This window comes from Paractinoplanes durhamensis (genome assembly GCF_016862175.1).
Lineage (GTDB): Bacteria > Actinomycetota > Actinomycetes > Mycobacteriales > Micromonosporaceae > Actinoplanes > Actinoplanes durhamensis.
Genome location: NZ_BOML01000062.1, coordinates 12,173 through 28,127, shown reverse-complemented (window position 1 = coordinate 28,127; position 15,955 = coordinate 12,173). Strand labels below are relative to the sequence as shown.

13 protein-coding genes are annotated in these 15,955 nt (G+C 71.3%); 7 read left to right on the top strand and 6 right to left on the bottom strand.

Annotated features, from left to right (window positions below; genetic code table 11):
• Nucleotides 1-101 precede the first annotated feature (101 nt).
• Entirely contained in the window at nucleotides 102-776 is a 675-nt protein-coding gene (locus Adu01nite_RS38455; RefSeq protein ID WP_239133025.1) for an EcsC family protein, read from the top strand.
• A gap of 83 nt (nucleotides 777-859) precedes the next feature.
• A complete protein-coding gene (locus Adu01nite_RS38450; RefSeq protein ID WP_203734257.1) occupies nucleotides 860-1,444 on the top strand; it encodes a hypothetical protein in 585 nt (194 codons plus the stop codon).
• Nucleotides 1,445-1,501: 57 nt separating this feature from the next.
• Here the strand turns inward: Adu01nite_RS38450 and Adu01nite_RS38445 are convergent, their stop codons facing one another.
• The 5 genes from Adu01nite_RS38445 to Adu01nite_RS38425 all read right to left on the bottom strand — a co-directional run bounded on the left by Adu01nite_RS38445 (nucleotide 1,502) and on the right by Adu01nite_RS38425 (nucleotide 6,705).
• The gene (locus Adu01nite_RS38445; protein ID WP_203734256.1) at nucleotides 1,502-2,341 is read right to left on the bottom strand and encodes an NAD-dependent epimerase/dehydratase family protein; all 840 of its coding nucleotides are present in this window, start codon (nucleotides 2,339-2,341) and stop codon (nucleotides 1,502-1,504) included.
• The gene (locus Adu01nite_RS38440; protein WP_203734255.1) at nucleotides 2,338-3,390 is read right to left on the bottom strand and encodes a cytochrome P450 family protein; all 1,053 of its coding nucleotides are present in this window, start codon (nucleotides 3,388-3,390) and stop codon (nucleotides 2,338-2,340) included. Before Adu01nite_RS38440 ends, Adu01nite_RS38445 begins: the two co-directional genes overlap by 4 nt.
• A 182-nt stretch (nucleotides 3,391-3,572) precedes the next feature.
• Nucleotides 3,573-4,991: a class I adenylate-forming enzyme family protein gene (locus tag Adu01nite_RS38435; RefSeq protein WP_203734254.1), complete on the bottom strand. Its 1,419-nt coding sequence runs from the start codon at nucleotides 4,989-4,991 to the stop codon at nucleotides 3,573-3,575.
• A complete protein-coding gene (locus tag Adu01nite_RS38430; protein ID WP_203734253.1) occupies nucleotides 4,991-5,713 on the bottom strand; it encodes a glycosyltransferase in 723 nt (240 codons plus the stop codon). Before Adu01nite_RS38430 ends, Adu01nite_RS38435 begins: the two co-directional genes overlap by 1 nt.
• Entirely contained in the window at nucleotides 5,710-6,705 is a 996-nt protein-coding gene (locus Adu01nite_RS38425) for a 3-oxoacyl-ACP synthase III family protein (RefSeq protein WP_203734252.1), read from the bottom strand. The genes Adu01nite_RS38430 and Adu01nite_RS38425 overlap by 4 nt, the downstream gene beginning before the upstream one ends.
• Before the next feature lie 107 nt (nucleotides 6,706-6,812).
• Between Adu01nite_RS38425 and Adu01nite_RS38420 the strand changes: the two genes are divergently transcribed.
• Together Adu01nite_RS38420 and Adu01nite_RS38415 are read left to right on the top strand one after the other, a co-directional pair.
• Nucleotides 6,813-8,387, top strand: coding sequence for a Na+/H+ antiporter (locus Adu01nite_RS38420; RefSeq protein ID WP_203734251.1), 1,575 nt, complete (start codon nucleotides 6,813-6,815; stop codon nucleotides 8,385-8,387).
• Nucleotides 8,384-8,647 carry a UBP-type zinc finger domain-containing protein gene (locus Adu01nite_RS38415; protein WP_203734250.1) on the top strand — a complete coding sequence of 88 codons (264 nt, stop codon included), beginning with the start codon at nucleotides 8,384-8,386 and terminating at the stop codon, nucleotides 8,645-8,647. The genes Adu01nite_RS38420 and Adu01nite_RS38415 overlap by 4 nt, the downstream gene beginning before the upstream one ends.
• A 57-nt stretch (nucleotides 8,648-8,704) precedes the next feature.
• Here Adu01nite_RS38415 and Adu01nite_RS38410 read toward each other — a convergent pair whose 3' ends face one another.
• The gene (locus Adu01nite_RS38410) at nucleotides 8,705-9,346 is read right to left on the bottom strand and encodes a DUF4360 domain-containing protein (RefSeq protein ID WP_203734249.1); all 642 of its coding nucleotides are present in this window, start codon (nucleotides 9,344-9,346) and stop codon (nucleotides 8,705-8,707) included.
• A gap of 422 nt (nucleotides 9,347-9,768) precedes the next feature.
• Between Adu01nite_RS38410 and glgX the strand changes: the two genes are divergently transcribed.
• From glgX to treZ, 3 genes are read left to right on the top strand one after another with little or no spacing between them, the layout of a single operon-like run.
• Nucleotides 9,769-11,880, top strand: coding sequence for a glycogen debranching protein GlgX (glgX, locus tag Adu01nite_RS38405; protein ID WP_203734248.1), 2,112 nt, complete (start codon nucleotides 9,769-9,771; stop codon nucleotides 11,878-11,880).
• A complete protein-coding gene (gene treY / locus Adu01nite_RS38400; RefSeq protein ID WP_203734247.1) occupies nucleotides 11,880-14,195 on the top strand; it encodes a malto-oligosyltrehalose synthase in 2,316 nt (771 codons plus the stop codon). The genes glgX and treY overlap by 1 nt, the downstream gene beginning before the upstream one ends.
• Nucleotides 14,192-15,925 carry a malto-oligosyltrehalose trehalohydrolase gene (gene treZ / locus Adu01nite_RS38395; RefSeq protein ID WP_203734246.1) on the top strand — a complete coding sequence of 578 codons (1,734 nt, stop codon included), beginning with the start codon at nucleotides 14,192-14,194 and terminating at the stop codon, nucleotides 15,923-15,925. The genes treY and treZ overlap by 4 nt, the downstream gene beginning before the upstream one ends.
• Nucleotides 15,926-15,955 lie beyond the last annotated feature (30 nt).

Genomic DNA, 15,955 nt, shown 5'->3' with positions numbered 1-15,955 from the left:
ACCGATCTTCAACCCTCGCGTGCACGTGCATTCGCACGGCACAATGGATCGAGATCTCTCTCCCCCCAAAGAGAGCTCAGTTCCCCTCGGAGCGTGATCTGGTGGACCTGCCCGCCGTGAAAGAGCCCCTGCCCGAGACCGAGGCCCCGCCCGGCACGCTGTGGTCGCGCATGAAGGCCGACCCGCAGTATGCGCCGGAACACCTCGCTCTCGAAGCCGTGCGCCGCCTCGGCCCCGAAGCTGCCCAGTGGGCCGAACGAGCCCGCCTCGACCACCCCGGCATCACCCCCGACGAACTAGCCGACTTGGCCGTCAAGCGTTTCACCACCCTCGCCCGCATCTCCGGCGCCGTCTCCGGGGCCACCGGCCTGCCCGGCGCGGTGCTCGACGTGGGCGTGCTGGCCTGGACCCAGTCCCGGATGACGCTGCACATCGCCGCGGCCTACGGCTTGGAGCCCGCCGCCCACGAACGCGCCACCGACCTGCTGGTCCTGCAGCGGGTGCACAAGGCGGCCGAGGCCGCCCGGCTCGCGCTGGGGGTGGCCTCCGGCCGGGAGCGGGCCAGCCGCTTCTTCTCCGACGTGGCCGGCGGCCCGATCACCCGGGTGATGCTGAAGCTGAGCGTCCGGCTCGCCCACATGGCCGGCGTCCGCGCGGGCCGCCGGGTCTTCGCCAAGATCATCCCCGGCGCGGCGGTCCTCCTCGGCACCTGGGTCAATTCGGCCGCGACGAAGGATCTGGCCGGCCGGGCCCGCGAGCTCTACAGCCGGGCCTAAGCAACTCCTCTCTCCGGACGATTTGACCCCTGAGCGGGCCGGATCTGTTACGGGGGAGGCGAGCAGTGCGCCGTCGGTGGCTGATGCTGGGGGGAAGTGTCGCGCTGCTGCTCCTGAGCGGCTGCAGCACGTCGAGCACAGGCACCACGGCGACCGGGACCCCGATCCCGTCGGCGAGCGGTCCGGCCTGGGTGGTCACCACGCAGGGCAGCGCCACCCCGTCGGCGACCGTCGGCGGCGGCGCGACGGTGACCCGGAGCCCGTTCCCGTCCGGCTTCCTGCCGCTGCCGTCGTACGCCGCGACCACGCCACCGACGCCGACGGGTTCCTGCACCCCGAACAACGGTGCCGGCACCATCTCCGGCGCCACGGTCGTGCCCGGCCGGACCACCGCAACCGTCACGTTCTTCAACCCGGGCGGCGCCCTGCTCCAGCAGTACCGGATCACCGCCATCGACCAGGACCTCGTGGTCGGCGCCCAGCGCGACGTCGGCTGGACGGTGGTCACTCCCGGCACCGCCTGCGCTTTCCAGACGGTGACGATCACCGGCTTGGACCCGAAGACCCACTACATCTTCTCGGTGGACGCTGTCTGGTCCCAGGTCGGCGGCAGGGACGGCACCAACGCCGCCACGGTCGCCCGCTCCGGCGTGGTCAGCACGACATAGCCGCCGGCCCGCGTGACGTGCCGGCCCGCGAGTTGGGTCGGCCTGCGAAGTCTGCCGTTAGGTGAGTGTTCGTTCGGGGCGCCAGCCGTGGTCGAGCGCCTTGCCGATGTCCAGCACCATGCCGTCGGTGACCTGGTCGATGCTGTAGCGGGTCAGCGCCGGCCCCGCGACCAGCGACAACGCGCGAGCGGCGGCGATCGGCACATGCCGGACCGGCACGCCCAGCACCGCCTCGATCGCGGCATCCCGCCGATAGACGCGGTCGTCCGCGATGTTGTAGGCACCGCCCGGCCAGCTGAGTGCCGCGAGGCAGGCGGAGGCGAGGTTCTCCACGGCGGTCAGGCTGAGCGGCACGTCCGGCCCGGGAAGCCAGGCCCGGCCGCCGCGCACGATCCGCCGCAGCCGCGGCATCAGGTGCGGATCACCGTCGCCGTAGACGGCCCGAGGCCGCAGAACAACCGCTCCGGCCCCGAGCGCAAGCTTTTCACCAGCCGATTTGGTACGCCCATAAGCGGTCCGCTGCCCCTCGACCGGATGATCCTCCCGAACCGGCACGGCATACGGCCCGGGCCGATACACGCTGGCGCTGCTGACCCACACCACCGGCCGCCCGCCCGCCGCCGCGAGAAGCCGCCGGGTCCCCTCGACGTTGACGGCCCGGAAGGCGGCCTCGGTCCGCCGCCCCGCCCGCGGATCCCCGACCGCCGCCGCGAGATGCAGCACCGCGTCCGCGCCGGACAAATCAGGAATGTCCGAAGAGGTGGCGTCCCAGAACAGATGCCGCCCCACCGGCCCGGGCCGCCGCCCGACACAGACCACCTCGGCCCCCGACGCAGCCGCCAGCCGAGCCACGACCCCACCGCAGAACCCACTGGCCCCGGTCACCGCGATCCTCATGCGGCGCGGACGATCAGGGAGCGCCAGCTTGGCAGGGCCGAACGGCGGTCGGCGCGGGCGCGGACCACCGCCGGCTCGTGTGGGGCGAGGGCGGCCATGAAGTCGCTGAGCTGCTGCCGGGCCAGCCGGGCGCCCGGGCAGGCGTGCGGGCCGACGCCGAAGACGAGCTGCGCGGTGCGGGCCGGCGCCGGGTCGGCCGGGTCGGGGTCGCGGCGGTGGGCGTCGGCGGCGTGCCGGGCGATCAGCAGCATCCGGTCGCCCGCGTGCACCGGGCAGCCGCCGAGTTCACCGCCGCCGGCGGCCACGCGCGGCAGGAGCGGCGTGGGTGCGGTGACGCGGAGGAGTTCATCGGCGAGAGCGGCTTCCCCGGCGTACGCCCAAAGCGCCCTGTCGCCGCACGCCCAAGCCGCCGCCCGGGGCAGTGCCGCGACCGTGGTGTTCACGGCAGCCACCGCAAGCGTGGCCGCGAGCCCGCCCCCGACCAGCGCGATGAGCCGCTCCGCGGCCTGTTCGGCGTCCCGCTCGGCCCGCCGCCGCCCGATCCCCGGCAGATGCGCCCGCGCCGCCGTGGCGCCGACGTCCTGCGCGGCCGCCGCCAGCGCAACCGGATCGACTTCCAGATCCAGCAGCGCGGCCGCGGTGGTTCCGGCGATCTCGGCGGCGAGCGGCACGAGATCCACGGTCCCACCGGTGCCGAGCGGGGTCAGGCGTTCGTCGATCAGCTTGATCCAGACCGGCCGAAGCCGCTCCACCCCGGCCGCCCCGAGCTGCTCGGCGACGTCCCGCCGAGCGCGCCGATGCTCCGCGCCGTGCTGGTCGAAGAGCCCACCCGCCCCGGCGAGCCGATCAACAGCTCCGCCGGTGGTGCCGGCCGCCGTCCGATCGAGCGGAATCCGGGTGAGCGCAGCGAGATAGGCCTCCCGATCGTGCACGAGCACGGTCCGCCCGATCCGCAGCACCGGCCACCGGCGGGTGGCCGCAAGCAGCGCGAACATCACCGGATGGCTGCGCAGATAGACCCACCGATCATGCCCCCGAGAGCTGATCACTTTTCCCCGATCGAGCCCGCACCTCCGCGATCTTGTGGAGTTCGCGCCGGATGCGGCACCAAATTCTCCAAGATCGGCGGGAGGGGGTGGCGCGCGGTGGCTGCCCCGCGGGATCTTGTGAAGTTCGGGGTGCGGGCGGCACGGAACTCGCCAAGATCGGGGGAGCAGCGGGCGGGTGTGGGTCATGCGGCTGCGGCCAACCGGGACGTGGCGGCTCGGTCGGGCTTTCGGGAGCGGCCGGACAGCGGGATCCGGGCGAACATGATCGCGTCGGGGCGAGCCGTGCCCATCCGGGACAGCGGGTCGCGCAACGCCGATCGGATGGCGCTCTCCGTGCCGCCCGTGGCGGGCTGGATCACGGCTACCACCCGTTCGTCGCCGTCGCCGGCCGGGACGCCCACCAGCAGGGCCAACTCCACGCCGGGGACGTGCAGCGAAGGCTCGTACAGGCCGGGGTAGATGTTCTCGGCCCCGCGCAAGATCATGTCTTTCAGGCGGCCGCCCAGGATCACCCGGCCGTCCGCGATCCGGCCCAGGTCGCCGGTCGCCACCTGGGTGAACGGCTCCTCGCCCAGGTAGCGGTCGGCGGCGGTCGGGCCGGACAGCAACAGTTCGGCGCCGTCGCCGACGACCGCCGTCACGCCCGGCAGCAGCGAGCCGACCAGGTCGCCGTCGCCGGTCCAGGCCGATTTGTCGGTCGACTCGATCGCGGCGGCCGGGAACACCTCGGTCAGTGCGTACACACCCCAGGCCTCGGCGGCGCCGGCGGCGCGCACCGCGCGCAGCAGGGCCGCGCTCACCGGGGCCGAGCCGCTGTAGACCCGGCCGGTGAAGCGCACCCGGGCCGCCAGCGCCGCCCGGAGCTGCGGCGGCGTCAGATAGATCGCCTGCGGGCGCAGCGACCGGATCTGCCGCCCGAGGTTCCACCGGGCCGGCAGCGCCACCGCCGCCCCGCCGGCCAGCGACGGCAGCAGCACGAAGAACGTCCCGCCGAGCACCGGCACGTCCGGCACCGGCCGGACCAGGTCGTGCACCGCCGTCATCCCGGCCGACAGCGACCGCCGGGTGTGCACGACCGCGCGCGGCCGGCTCGTCGTCCCGGAGGTGAAGACGATGACCGCGTCCCCGTCGCCGTCGAAACCGGCCGGCGGCGGGCCGGCCAGCGGGCGCAGCGGCGGCGGTGCGCCGGGCAGGCGGCGCCCGATGGTGCGGACCGGCGCCAGCGCGCCGAGTTCGGGCAGGGCGAGGTGCGCGCGCCGGGCGAGCGGCGCCAGCCGGCCCGCCACCGCCTGCGCGGTCGCGTCGGCCAGGATCAGCCGCGGCGCGGCCAGGGCGAGCCGGGCCTTCAGGACGTCCGGGCCGGCGGTCGGGTCGAGCACGGCGATCCGCAGCCCCAGGTGGTACGCCGCGAGCATGGTGGCCAGCGAGCGCGCTCCGGGGCGTACGGCCAATCCGATGGTGTCCCCGGCACTCAGCCCCTGTTCGCGCAGCGCCACGGCGTAGCCGTGGGTGAGGGTGGCCAATTCACCCCGCGTGACCCGGCCGGCCAGCGCTTGCCGATCGTCACCTTCCCGGAGGCTGCCGATGAGGTCGGTGAGCATCAGCGGGGGTCCACGTTCAGCCGGCCGCTGCCGCGGTCGAGGTACCACTTCGCGGTGCCGATCACCCCGTAGGCCTTGATCCGGCGGGTGGAGTTGGCGACCACCATGCGACGGCTGTGGACGATCGCCGGGGTGGTGCGGCGGACCCGGTTGAGGAAGGTGCGGTCGGTGGGGGAGGGACGCCGGGGCATGCCGCCGCAGGCCTGGTAGAGGTCGGCGGTGATGGCCATGTTGTTGCCGGCGTGCATGCGGTAGGGGGCCTTGAACTCGGGGCCTCGGTGTTCGGGGCGGAACCGGCCGAACCACGCGGCCAGCGACACGAGCAGGCGGAACCAGGTGCGGCCGAGCGGGCCGTGCTCGTCGGGGCGGGCCACGATGCGGCCGCAGGCCAGGCCGCCCGAGGAGGTCAGGGCGTGCCGGGCGGCGGCGACCCAGCCGGGGGCGGGCAGGCAGTCGGCGTCGGTGCGGGCCAGGTGGACGGCGCCGTGCGCGATCGCGTGCCGGAAGCCGGTGTCGACCGCGCAGCCGACGCCCTTCTCCGGCTCGATCAGCACCTGGGCGCCCAGCGACCGGGCCAGCGAAGCGGTGTCGTCGGTCGAGCCGTTGTCGATGACCAGCAGGGTGAAATCGGTGTCGGTCTGGGCGGCCAGGGCGCGCAGGGTGTCGCCGATCCGGGCGGCCTCGTTGTAGGCCGGCACCACCACCCACAGCGGCGCGGTCACGACACCTCCCAGACCATGGTCATCAGGCTGACACCGCCGCCGAGGCCGACCAGCAGGACGCGGTCGCCGGTCTCCAGCTGGGGGCGGACCCGGGCCAGCTGCACGCCGAGGGTGGCCGACGCGAGGTTGCCGAGATCGCTCACCGTCACCTCGAGCTTTTCCGGGGGGACGCCGGTGACCTGCACGAAGCGGTCCAGGTAGGGGAGCGTGACCTGGTGGACCAGCACCTTGGTGTAGTCGTCCCAGCCGTACCCGGTGCGCCGCGCGACCCGTTCGATCAGGCCGGCCCCGATCGTCTCGAAGATCCGGCGCAGCCGGTGCCCGTCGCCGGTGAAGTAGGTGTGCTCGTCGCCGCGCGGATGCCGGGAGCCGCCGCCGAAGATGCCGCCGGCCGCCCAGTGCTCGGAGTGGGTGTCGCTGTCGATGTCGACGATGCCGCCGGTGGCGACCTGTTCGATCAGCACGGCCGCGCCGGCGTCGCCGAAGGTGTAGCCGGCGAACGCGCTGCGGGCCTGGGCCAGGCCGTCGACCTTCGGGCGCATCGCCCGGGTGGGCGTCTCGCCGGTCACCACCAGGGCGCGGGTGGCCCGGCCGGCCAGGATCATCGACCGGGCCAGGTCGATGCCGTTGAGGAAGCTGTTGCAGGCGTTGGTGACGTCGAGGGCGTGCGCCCGGCTGCCCAGCGCGGCCTGCACGACGTGCGCGGTGGCCGGCTCGGCCATGTCCCGGGTGGCGCTCGCGAACAGCAGCAGGTCGATGTCGAGCGGGTCGCGGCCGGTCTCGGCGAGGACCTTGGTGGCGGCGTCGATCGCCAGGTCGGAGGCGTACTCGTCGTCGGCCGCGATGCGCCGCCGCCGGATGCCGGTGGCCTGCTCGAACATCCGCGGCGGCAGCATCAGGCCGCTGGCCACGGCGACCCGGCGCTGCAGCTCGGCTGTCGGCACCTCACGGGCGGGCAGGGCGTACGCGATCCCGGTGATCCCTACGTTCATGCGCGACAGCCTTTCTCATCCGCGCATCCCGGGGCCTGAGTAGGAGGGCTCATCTGGGTGATGCTCCGCACGCGCCGTCGCTTTCAGCATTCAATAAGCTTCACGCCATGAGCAGCATCGTCGACGTGGTCGTACTGGTGGCCATCTCGGTGATCGGGGCGGCCCTGGCCCGCCGTCTCGGGTTCGTGGCCCCCCTGGTCCTGCTGGTGGCGGGGCTGGGCCTGTCGTATGTTCCGGGTTTCCCGGAGGCCGAGCTCGAGCCGGAGCTGGTGCTGATCGGCATCCTGCCGCCGCTGCTCTACGTGGCCGCGCTGCAGACGTCGGTGCCCGCGTTCCGCCGGGCGTTACGCCCGATCCTGCTGCTCGCGGTCGGGTTGGTGCTGGTCACCGCGTTCCTGGTGGGCACGGTGGTGCACCTGTTGCTGCCGGACATTCCGTACGCGGCGTGTGTCGCCCTGGGCGCGGTGGTGGCGCCGCCGGACGCGGTGTCGGCGACCGCGATCGCCCGCCGGGTCGGGCTGCCCCGCCGGGTGGTGACGATCCTCGAGGGCGAGAGCCTGCTCAACGACGCGACCGCCCTGGTCATGGTCCGGATCGCGGTGGCCGCGATCGGCGGCACGGTGGCCGGGTTCTGGCCGATCGTGGGCGAGGTGGCGCTGAAGGCCGGCGGCGGTGTGCTGATCGGCCTGCTCGGCGCGTTCCTCGCGGCCAAGCTGCACCGCAAGATCGTCGACCCGCTGCTGGACGACGCGGTCTCGCTGCTCACCCCGTTCGTGGTGGTGATCGTGGCCGAGCGGCTGCACAGCTCCAGCGTGGTGGCCGTGGTGATCGCCGGGCTCTATCTGGGCCACCGCATCCCGTTCCTGCTGTCGGCGACCTCCCGGCTGCAGATGGACGCGGTCTGGAAGCTCATCACGTTCCTGCTCGAAGGGGTGGTGTTCCTGCTGGTCGGGCTGCAGTTGCGGCACATCGGCGAGGGCATCGAGACGGACGTCGGCACCACCGTCTCGGTCACCGCCGCGGTGTTCGTGACCCTGGTCGTGGTGCGGTTCGCCTGGATGTACCCGGCCACCTACCTGGTGCGGCTGGTGCCGAAGATCCGGCAGCGCGAGGAACGGCCGCCGCCCGCGGTGCCGACCGTGCTGGCCTGGGCCGGCATGCGCGGCGTGGTGACCCTGGCGGCCGCCCAGACCCTGCCCGAGCAGGGCGACAAGGTGCCGGAGTACCACCGGGACCTGTTCATCTTCGTGGCGTTCGCGGTGATCGTGCTGACCCTGCTGATCCAGGGCACCTCGCTGCCGTGGCTGGCGGTCAAGCTCGGCGTGCGCCAGGACACCAGCACCGAGGACGCCCTGGCCGAGGCCGGGGTGCAGCATCAGGCCGGCCGGGCCGCGCTGGAGGCGCTCGAGGACAAGGCGGGCGACGCGCCCACCGAGGTGGTCGAGCGACTGCGGTCCCTGGTCGGCAGCCGCTCCAACAACGCGTGGGAACGGCTCGGCAATCAGCAGGCGGAGACCCCCTCGGCGGCGTACGGTCGGCTGCGTCGCGAGATGATCAGTGCCGAGCGGCACGTCTTCAAGATCGCCCGGAACGAGGGGCGGATCCCCGAGGAAGTGCTGACCCGCGCCCAGCGCGAGCTCGATTTGGAAGAGTCCCAGTTGCAACGGAGTGCAGAAGATTGAGTTGCCAGCACCTGGCGGAAGCCGGCGATCCGGAACCGCAGTCGGCCTACGAGGACGGGTGCCCGCAGTGCGTGGCCGCGGGCTTCACCGGCTGGGTGCACCTGCGCACGTGCCTGACCTGCGGCGTGGTCGCCTGCTGCGACTCGTCGCCGCGCCGGCACATGTCCGCCCATCACGCCGAGAGCGGTCATTCGGTGATGCGATCGTACGAACCGGGGGAGAAGTGGCGCTGGTGCTTCGAGGATGAGCTCCTGGGCTGAGTCCGGGGTGCCGCGGAGGCGATGGCGATCACCTCCGCGGCCGGGCCTAGCGCTGGATCAGCACCTCTTCCAGGCCAGGTGGTAGATGGTGCCGATGGCGGTGTCGGTGGAGTCCATCGTGATCAGGTTGAGGGTCTGGCCGTTCGACGAGCCGGTGCCGACCCGCAGCTCGGTGTTGATGTTCAGGTAGCGCTTCTCGCCGCACGGCGCCCACGAGTAGGACTCGAGGCCGACCAGGTCGGTGGTCTGCCAGTCGCCGTTGTTCCCGCTGTTGAAGTTGTGCCGGGCCCGGGCCGTCTGCGAGTAGCCCTGGAAGTAGTAGTTCGCCTGCTGGAGCGCCCACGCGCCGGGCGCCAGGTTCAGGTACCCGCGGTAGTCGGTCTTCGCGATCGCGTACGTGTACCCGGACGGCACCTGCACGTTGAGCGCGATCTGGCAGTTGCGCCGGAACTCGTCGGGCGCCGCGCCCTTGCCGGCCTGCGCGGTGTACTCGCTGTAGAGCACCGTGAACGCGGTGTTGTCCTGGGCGGTGAGCACCGAGGCGGTGCCCGGCGCGCATCCACTGCCGTTGAGGCCCACCAGGGCGATGGTCATCTTGTCCGACGGCGGCGGGGTCGCCTTGGCCGGCGAGGCCGGCGACGAGGCGGGCGACGCGAGGGACGACAGGAACAGAACTCCGGCGGTCAGTGCCTGCAACATTTTATTTCCTCCTGCGAATAGCCGAAAAAGACTTACATAATGGCTTCGGTAAGCCCGCAAGTAACGTACTTTTCGCAGGTGGGGGTGGTTTTGAAATGGAAATAATTGGGCTGATCGAAAGAATCGACGGGCCAATCGTCCGGACATTGTTCGGGCGGTCGGTCAAGATTTTGTGAATGATGCCGCGCAACCGGGGCACGGGGTGCTAGGTCCGAAAACGATCGGCCGATCGGGCCACCCCGGCCGAGCGGTTCTGCGGGTAACCGGACAGTCGCGCGAAAGTTGCCGGGCCCATCGAGGAGAATGACCGCTGACGAGGCCGCACAGGATTACACCGGCCGACCGGCGGGCACTGATGCGTTCGCCTCGGTGCGGCGGCGTGCGGCCGAAGTGCACCGACGGTCGAGGGGTGGGAGCACGACATGCAAGTTTGGCCTGGTCACCGGTACCCGTTGGGGGCCACGTACGACGGCACGGGCACGAACTTCGCGATTTTCTCCGAGGGAGCCGAGGCGGTCGAGCTGTGCCTGTTCGATCCGTCCGGAAACGAACGCAAGGTTCAGCTGCACGAGCAGGACGCGTTCGTGTGGCACGCCTACCTGCCGGGGGTCGAGCCGGGTCAGCGCTACGGCTACCGGGTCTACGGCCCGTACGAGCCGGGGCGCGGGTTGCGCTACAACCCGCACAAGCTGCTCCTCGACCCGTATGCGCGGGCGGTCGACGCGGACATCGAGTGGCACCCGTCACTGTACGCGTACGAGCTCGGTAACCCCGATCAGATGTCCGACCTCGACTCCGCGCCGTACATGGCCAAGGGCGTGGTGGTGAATCCGTACTTCGACTGGGGGAACGACCGCCGCCCGGACATCCCCTATCACCACTCGGTCATCTACGAGACGCACGTCAAAGGGCTCACCGAGCGGCACCCCGAGGTGCCCAAGGACATGCGCGGCAGCTATTCGGCGCTCGGCCACCCGGCGATCATCGAGCACCTGAAGGGCCTCGGCGTGACCGCGGTCGAGCTGATGCCGGTGCACCAGTTCGTGCACGACAACCGCCTGTACGACCTGGGCCTGCGCAACTACTGGGGCTACAACACGCTCGGCTTCTTCGCGCCCTACCAGGGCTACTCGTCGACCGGCACGCTGGGCCAGCAGACCCAGGAGTTCCGCGGGATGGTCAAGGCCCTGCACAAGGCGGGCATGGAGGTCATCCTCGACGTCGTCTACAACCACACCGCCGAGGGCAACCACCTGGGCCCGACGCTGTCGCTGAAGGGCATCGACAACCGGACCTATTACCGCCTGGTGGACGATCAGCCGCAGTTCTACATGGACTACACCGGCACGGGTAACAGCCTCAACGTGCGCAGCCCGCAGAGCCTCCAGCTGATCATGGACTCACTGCGCTACTGGGTGACCGAGATGCACGTCGACGGCTTCCGGTTCGACCTCGCCTCCACCCTGGCCCGCGAGTTCTACGACGTCGACCGGCTCTCCACGTTCTTCGAGGTGGTGCAGCAGGACCCGGTGGTCGGCCAGGTGAAGCTGATCGCCGAGCCGTGGGACGTCGGCCCGGGCGGCTACCAGGTCGGTAACTTCCCGCCCAACTGGACCGAGTGGAACGGAAAATACCGCGACACGGTCCGCGACTTCTGGCGCGGTGAGCCGGCCACCCTGGCCGAGTTCGCCTCCCGGATCACCGGCTCGGCCGACCTCTACCAGGACGACGGCCGCAAGCCCTTCCACTCGATCAACTTCGTGACCGCGCACGACGGGTTCACCCTCCACGACCTGGTCGGCTACAACGACAAGCACAACGAGGCCAACGGGGAGGAAAACCGGGACGGCGAGAGCCACAACCGGTCCTGGAACTGTGGCATCGAGGGCCCGACCACCGACGCGAAGGTGCTCGAGCTGCGGGGCAAGCAGCGGCGCAACTTCCTGGCCACGCTGATGCTGTCGCAGGGCGTGCCGATGATCTCGCACGGCGACGAGCTGGGCCGCACCCAGCAGGGCAACAACAACGCCTACTGCCAGGACAACGAGCTGGCCTGGATCGACTGGGGCGACGCCGACGAGCAACTGCTCGATTTCACCCGCAAGCTCACCGCGTTCCGCCACCGCCACCAGGTGTTCCAGCGGCGCCGGTTCTTCACCGGCCTGCCGGTCACCGCGCGCGGCGGCGGCGACCCGCTGCCCGACCTGGAGTGGTTCACCCCGGACGGCCGGCAGATGGCCGGCGACGACTGGGGCAACGACTTCGGCCGGGCGGTCGCGCTGTTCGTCAACGGCGAGGGCATCCGCGAGCGCGGCCAGTACGGCCAGCGCCACGTGGACTCGTCGTTCCTGCTGTTCTTCAACGCGCACGACGCACCCATCGAGTTCGCCACGCCTCCCGCCGAATACGGCGAGAAGTGGGAAAAGGTCATCGAAACAGCCGAGTCGTCGCCGGATCGCCCGTCGGTCGTGGAGGCCGGCAGCAAGATCTGGGTGCCCGACCGGTCACTAATCGTGCTGGACAGGACGGTCTGATGCCCCCTTCCGACCACCCCACCGCCGCCCTTGACCGGACTGAAGGCGTGCCGTCGGCAACCTACCGAGTTCAGGTCCGCCCCGACTTCCCGCTCTCCGCAGCCGCCGAACTCGTCGACTACCTGGCCGATCTCGGGGTGTCGCACCTCTACACGGCTCCGCTGCTGACCTCGACGCCCGGCTCCCAGCACGGCTACGACGTCGTCGATCACCGGTCGGTCAATCCAGCGCTCGGCGGTCCTGACGGTTTGCGTGATTTGTCCAATGTGTTGAAGGCGGCCGGCCTCGGCCTCATCGTCGACATCGTGCCCAATCACGCCGGAGTCGGTGTTCCGCACGAAAACCCCACGTGGTGGGACGTCCTGAAGAACGGTCAAAAATCGGAATTCTCCGATTTCTACGACATCGATTGGGCGCGCGGGCGCATTCTCCTTCCGGTTTTGGGGAGTACGCCGGACGAGCTCGACAAACTCCGCATCGAGGACGGGGAGCTGCGCTACTACGACAAGCGCTTCCCGATCGCCGACGGCACCGGCGACGGCAGCCCGCGCGAGGTCCACGACCGGCAGCACTACGAGCTGGCCGACTGGACCCGCGGCGACGCCGAGCTCAACTACCGCCGCTTCTTCACCATCACCGACCTGGCCGGCCTGCGGGTCGAGGACCCGGCGGTGTTCGAGGCGACACACGCCGAGATCCTCCGCTGGTACACCGAGGGCATCGCCGACGGCATCCGGATCGACCACCCCGACGGCCTGCGCGACCCCGGCGAATACTTCACCCGGCTGCGCGACGCCGCCCCGGACGCCTGGCTGGTCGTCGAGAAGATCCTCGAACCGGGCGAGGAGATGCCGCCCTGGCCGATCGCCGGCACCACCGGCTACGACGCGCTCGCCGAGGTCTGCGGCGTCTTCGTCGACCCGTCCACCGAGGCGTTCTTCAACACCCTCCAGCACCACCTGACCGGCGGCGAGACGTCCTGGCAGGACCAGGTGCACGAGGCCAAGCTCGCGGTCGCGACCACCACCCTGGCCGCCGAGCTCGGCCGGATGGCCCGCCTCGTACCGGAAATCGACGCCGCACCCCGCGCCCTGGCCGAGTTGGCCGCGTGTTTCCCGGTCTACCGCTCCTACCTGCCGTTCGGCTCCCGGCACCTGGCCAGGGCCCGCTCCGAAGCCGGCCGGCGCCGGCCGCAGCTGATCGGTGTGCTCGACCAGCTCACCGCCCGGCTGCGCAACCCGGCCGACGAGTTGGCCATGCGGTTCCAGCAGTTCACCGGCGCGGTGATGGCCAAGGGCGTCGAGGACGCCTCGTTCTATCGCTGGACCAGGTTCACCGCCCGTAACGAGGTCGGCAACGACCCGGCCAAGTTCGGGGTCAGCCCGGACGAGTTCCACGACGTCACCGAGCAGCGGCGCCGGGCCTGGCCGGACTCGATGACCAGCCTCTCCACCCATGACACCAAGCGCAGCGAGGACGTCCGGGCCCGGCTCGCGGTTCTCGCCGAGGTGCCGGGGGACTGGACCGAGGTGGTGCGCCGGTGGGTCCGGATCGCTCCGCTCCCGGATCCGGCGCTGGCCCATCTGATCTGGCAGGCCGCGGTGGGTGCATGGCCGATCTCCCGAGAGCGACTGCAGGCGTACGCCGTGAAGAGCGCCCGCGAAGCCGCGACCGTGACCACCTGGTACCACCCGGACGAGCGCTTCGAGACGGCGCTGCGGGAGATGGTCGACCGGATCTACGACGACCCGGCGCTGCAGCGTGAGGTGGCCGGCTTCGCCGCGTCGATCACGCCGCCCGGCTGGTCCAACTCGCTCGGCCAGAAGGTCGTGCAGCTCACCATGCCCGGCGTGCCCGACGTCTACCAGGGCAGCGAGCTGTGGGACCTGTCGCTGGTCGACCCGGACAACCGGCGGCCGGTCGACTTCGCCGCCCGCCGCGAGCTGCTCGCCCGCCTCGACGACGGGTGGCAGCCCGAGGTCGACGAGAGTGGCGCCGCCAAGCTGCTGGTCACCAGCCGGGCCCTGCGGCTGCGCCGGCAACGGCCGGAGCTGTTCACCGGCTATCGCCCGGTGTGGGGCGAGGGCCGCTGCGGCGAGCACGCGCTGGCCTTCGACGTCGGCGGCGCGGTGACCGTGGCCACCCGGCTGCCGGTCGGATTGTCACGGCACGGCGGCTGGGGCGACACCAGCCTGACACTCGACGGCCACAGCTGGACGGAAGTGTTCACGAACACGAGCTACGGCGGGAACCGCTTGTCGGTGGCCGAACTGTTGCGTACGTACCCCGTCGCTCTGCTGGTGAAAGAACAATGACAAGCTTCGAAGTGTGGGTCCCGGAGAAGACGGTCAAGCTCCGGCTGGCCGGGGAGGACCGCGAGATGGAACGCGGCGACGACGGGTGGTGGCGGCTCGACGTGCCGTCGGCCGGCCCGGGCAGTGACTACGCCTACGTCCTGCCGGACATCGAGGCGCCGCTGCCCGATCCGCGCTCGCCGTGGCAGCCGGACGGGGTGCACGGCCCCAGCCGGGTCTACGACCAGTCCGCCTTCGAGTGGAGCGATCAGTCCTGGACCGGCCGGCAGCTGCCCGGCGCCGTCCTCTACGAGCTGCACATCGGCACGTTCACGCCGGCCGGCACGTTCGACGCGGCCATCGACCGGCTCGACCACCTGGTCGACCTCGGCGTGGACCTGGTCGAGCTGCTGCCGGTCAACGCGTTCAACGGCGAATACAACTGGGGCTACGACGGCGTCTGCTGGTATGCGCCGCACGAGGCCTACGGCGGCCCGGACGGGCTCAAGCGATTCGTCGACGCGTGCCACACGCGCGGGCTCGGCGTCGTCCTCGACGTGGTCTACAACCACTTCGGGCCGAGCGGCGCGTACGCCCCGATGTTCGCCCCCTACCTGTCCACGCACGGCTCCAACCCGTGGGGCGACTCGATCAACCTGGACGGGCCGCTCGCCGGCGAGGTCCGCCGCTACATCACCGACAACGTGCTGATGTGGCTGCGCGACTACCACGTCGACGGCCTGCGGCTCGACGCCGTGCACGCGCTCGTCGACCACTCCGCGATCAACCTGCTCGAACAGCTCGCCGTCGAGGTCGAGTCGCTGTCCACGCACCTGGGCCGGCCGCTCTCGCTGATCGCCGAGTCCGACCTCAACGACCCCAGGCTGATCACCCCGCGCGAGGCCGGTGGCTTCGGCTTGCAGGCCCAGTGGGACGACGACGTGCACCACGCCCTGCACACCCTGCTCACCGGGGAACGGCAGGGCTACTACGGCGACTTCGGCTCGCTCGACTGCCTGCAGACCGTCCTCGAGGGCGCGTTCTTCCACGCCGGCACGTGGTCCAGCTTCCGGCAGCGGACCCACGGCCGGCCGGTCAACCGGCAGCTCACCCCGGGCCACCGGTTCGTCGCCTTCCTGCAAAATCACGACCAGATCGGCAACCGGGCGGTCGGCGACCGGCTCTCCGCGCTGCTCTCGCCCGGCCTGCTCAAGGTCGGCGCCACCCTGCTGCTGACCGGGCCGTTCACCCCGATGCTGTTCATGGGCGAGGAGTGGGCGGCCAGCAGCCCCTGGCAGTTCTTCACCAGCCACCCCGAGCCGGAGCTGGCCGCGGCGGTGCGCAACGGCCGGCGCCGCGAGTTCGCCGCGCACGGCTGGGCCGAGGCCGAGGTGCCCGACCCGCAGGACCCGGCCACCTTCGAGCGCTCCAAACTCGACTGGGACGAGCTCGGCAAGCCCGGCCACACCGAGATCCTCGACCTCTACCGGCGGCTGATCGCGCTGCGGCGCAGCCGGGCCGAGCTGTCCGACCCGTGGCTGTCCAAGGTCGAGGTCTGGCACGGCGACCAGTACATCGTGATCAAGCGCGGCAACTGCGTGGTCGCCGCCAACCTCGCGCCGGTCGCGCAGACCGTCAGCGTGCGGGCGGTGCCCACCAAGGTGCTGCTCGCCACCGAGCCGGGCGTCGTCCTGCAACGCGACCGGGTGGAGTTGCCACCCGAGAGTGCCGTGGTGCTCGCTGCCCGCTAGTCCGCGCTTTCCCCGGTGCGGCACGATGGG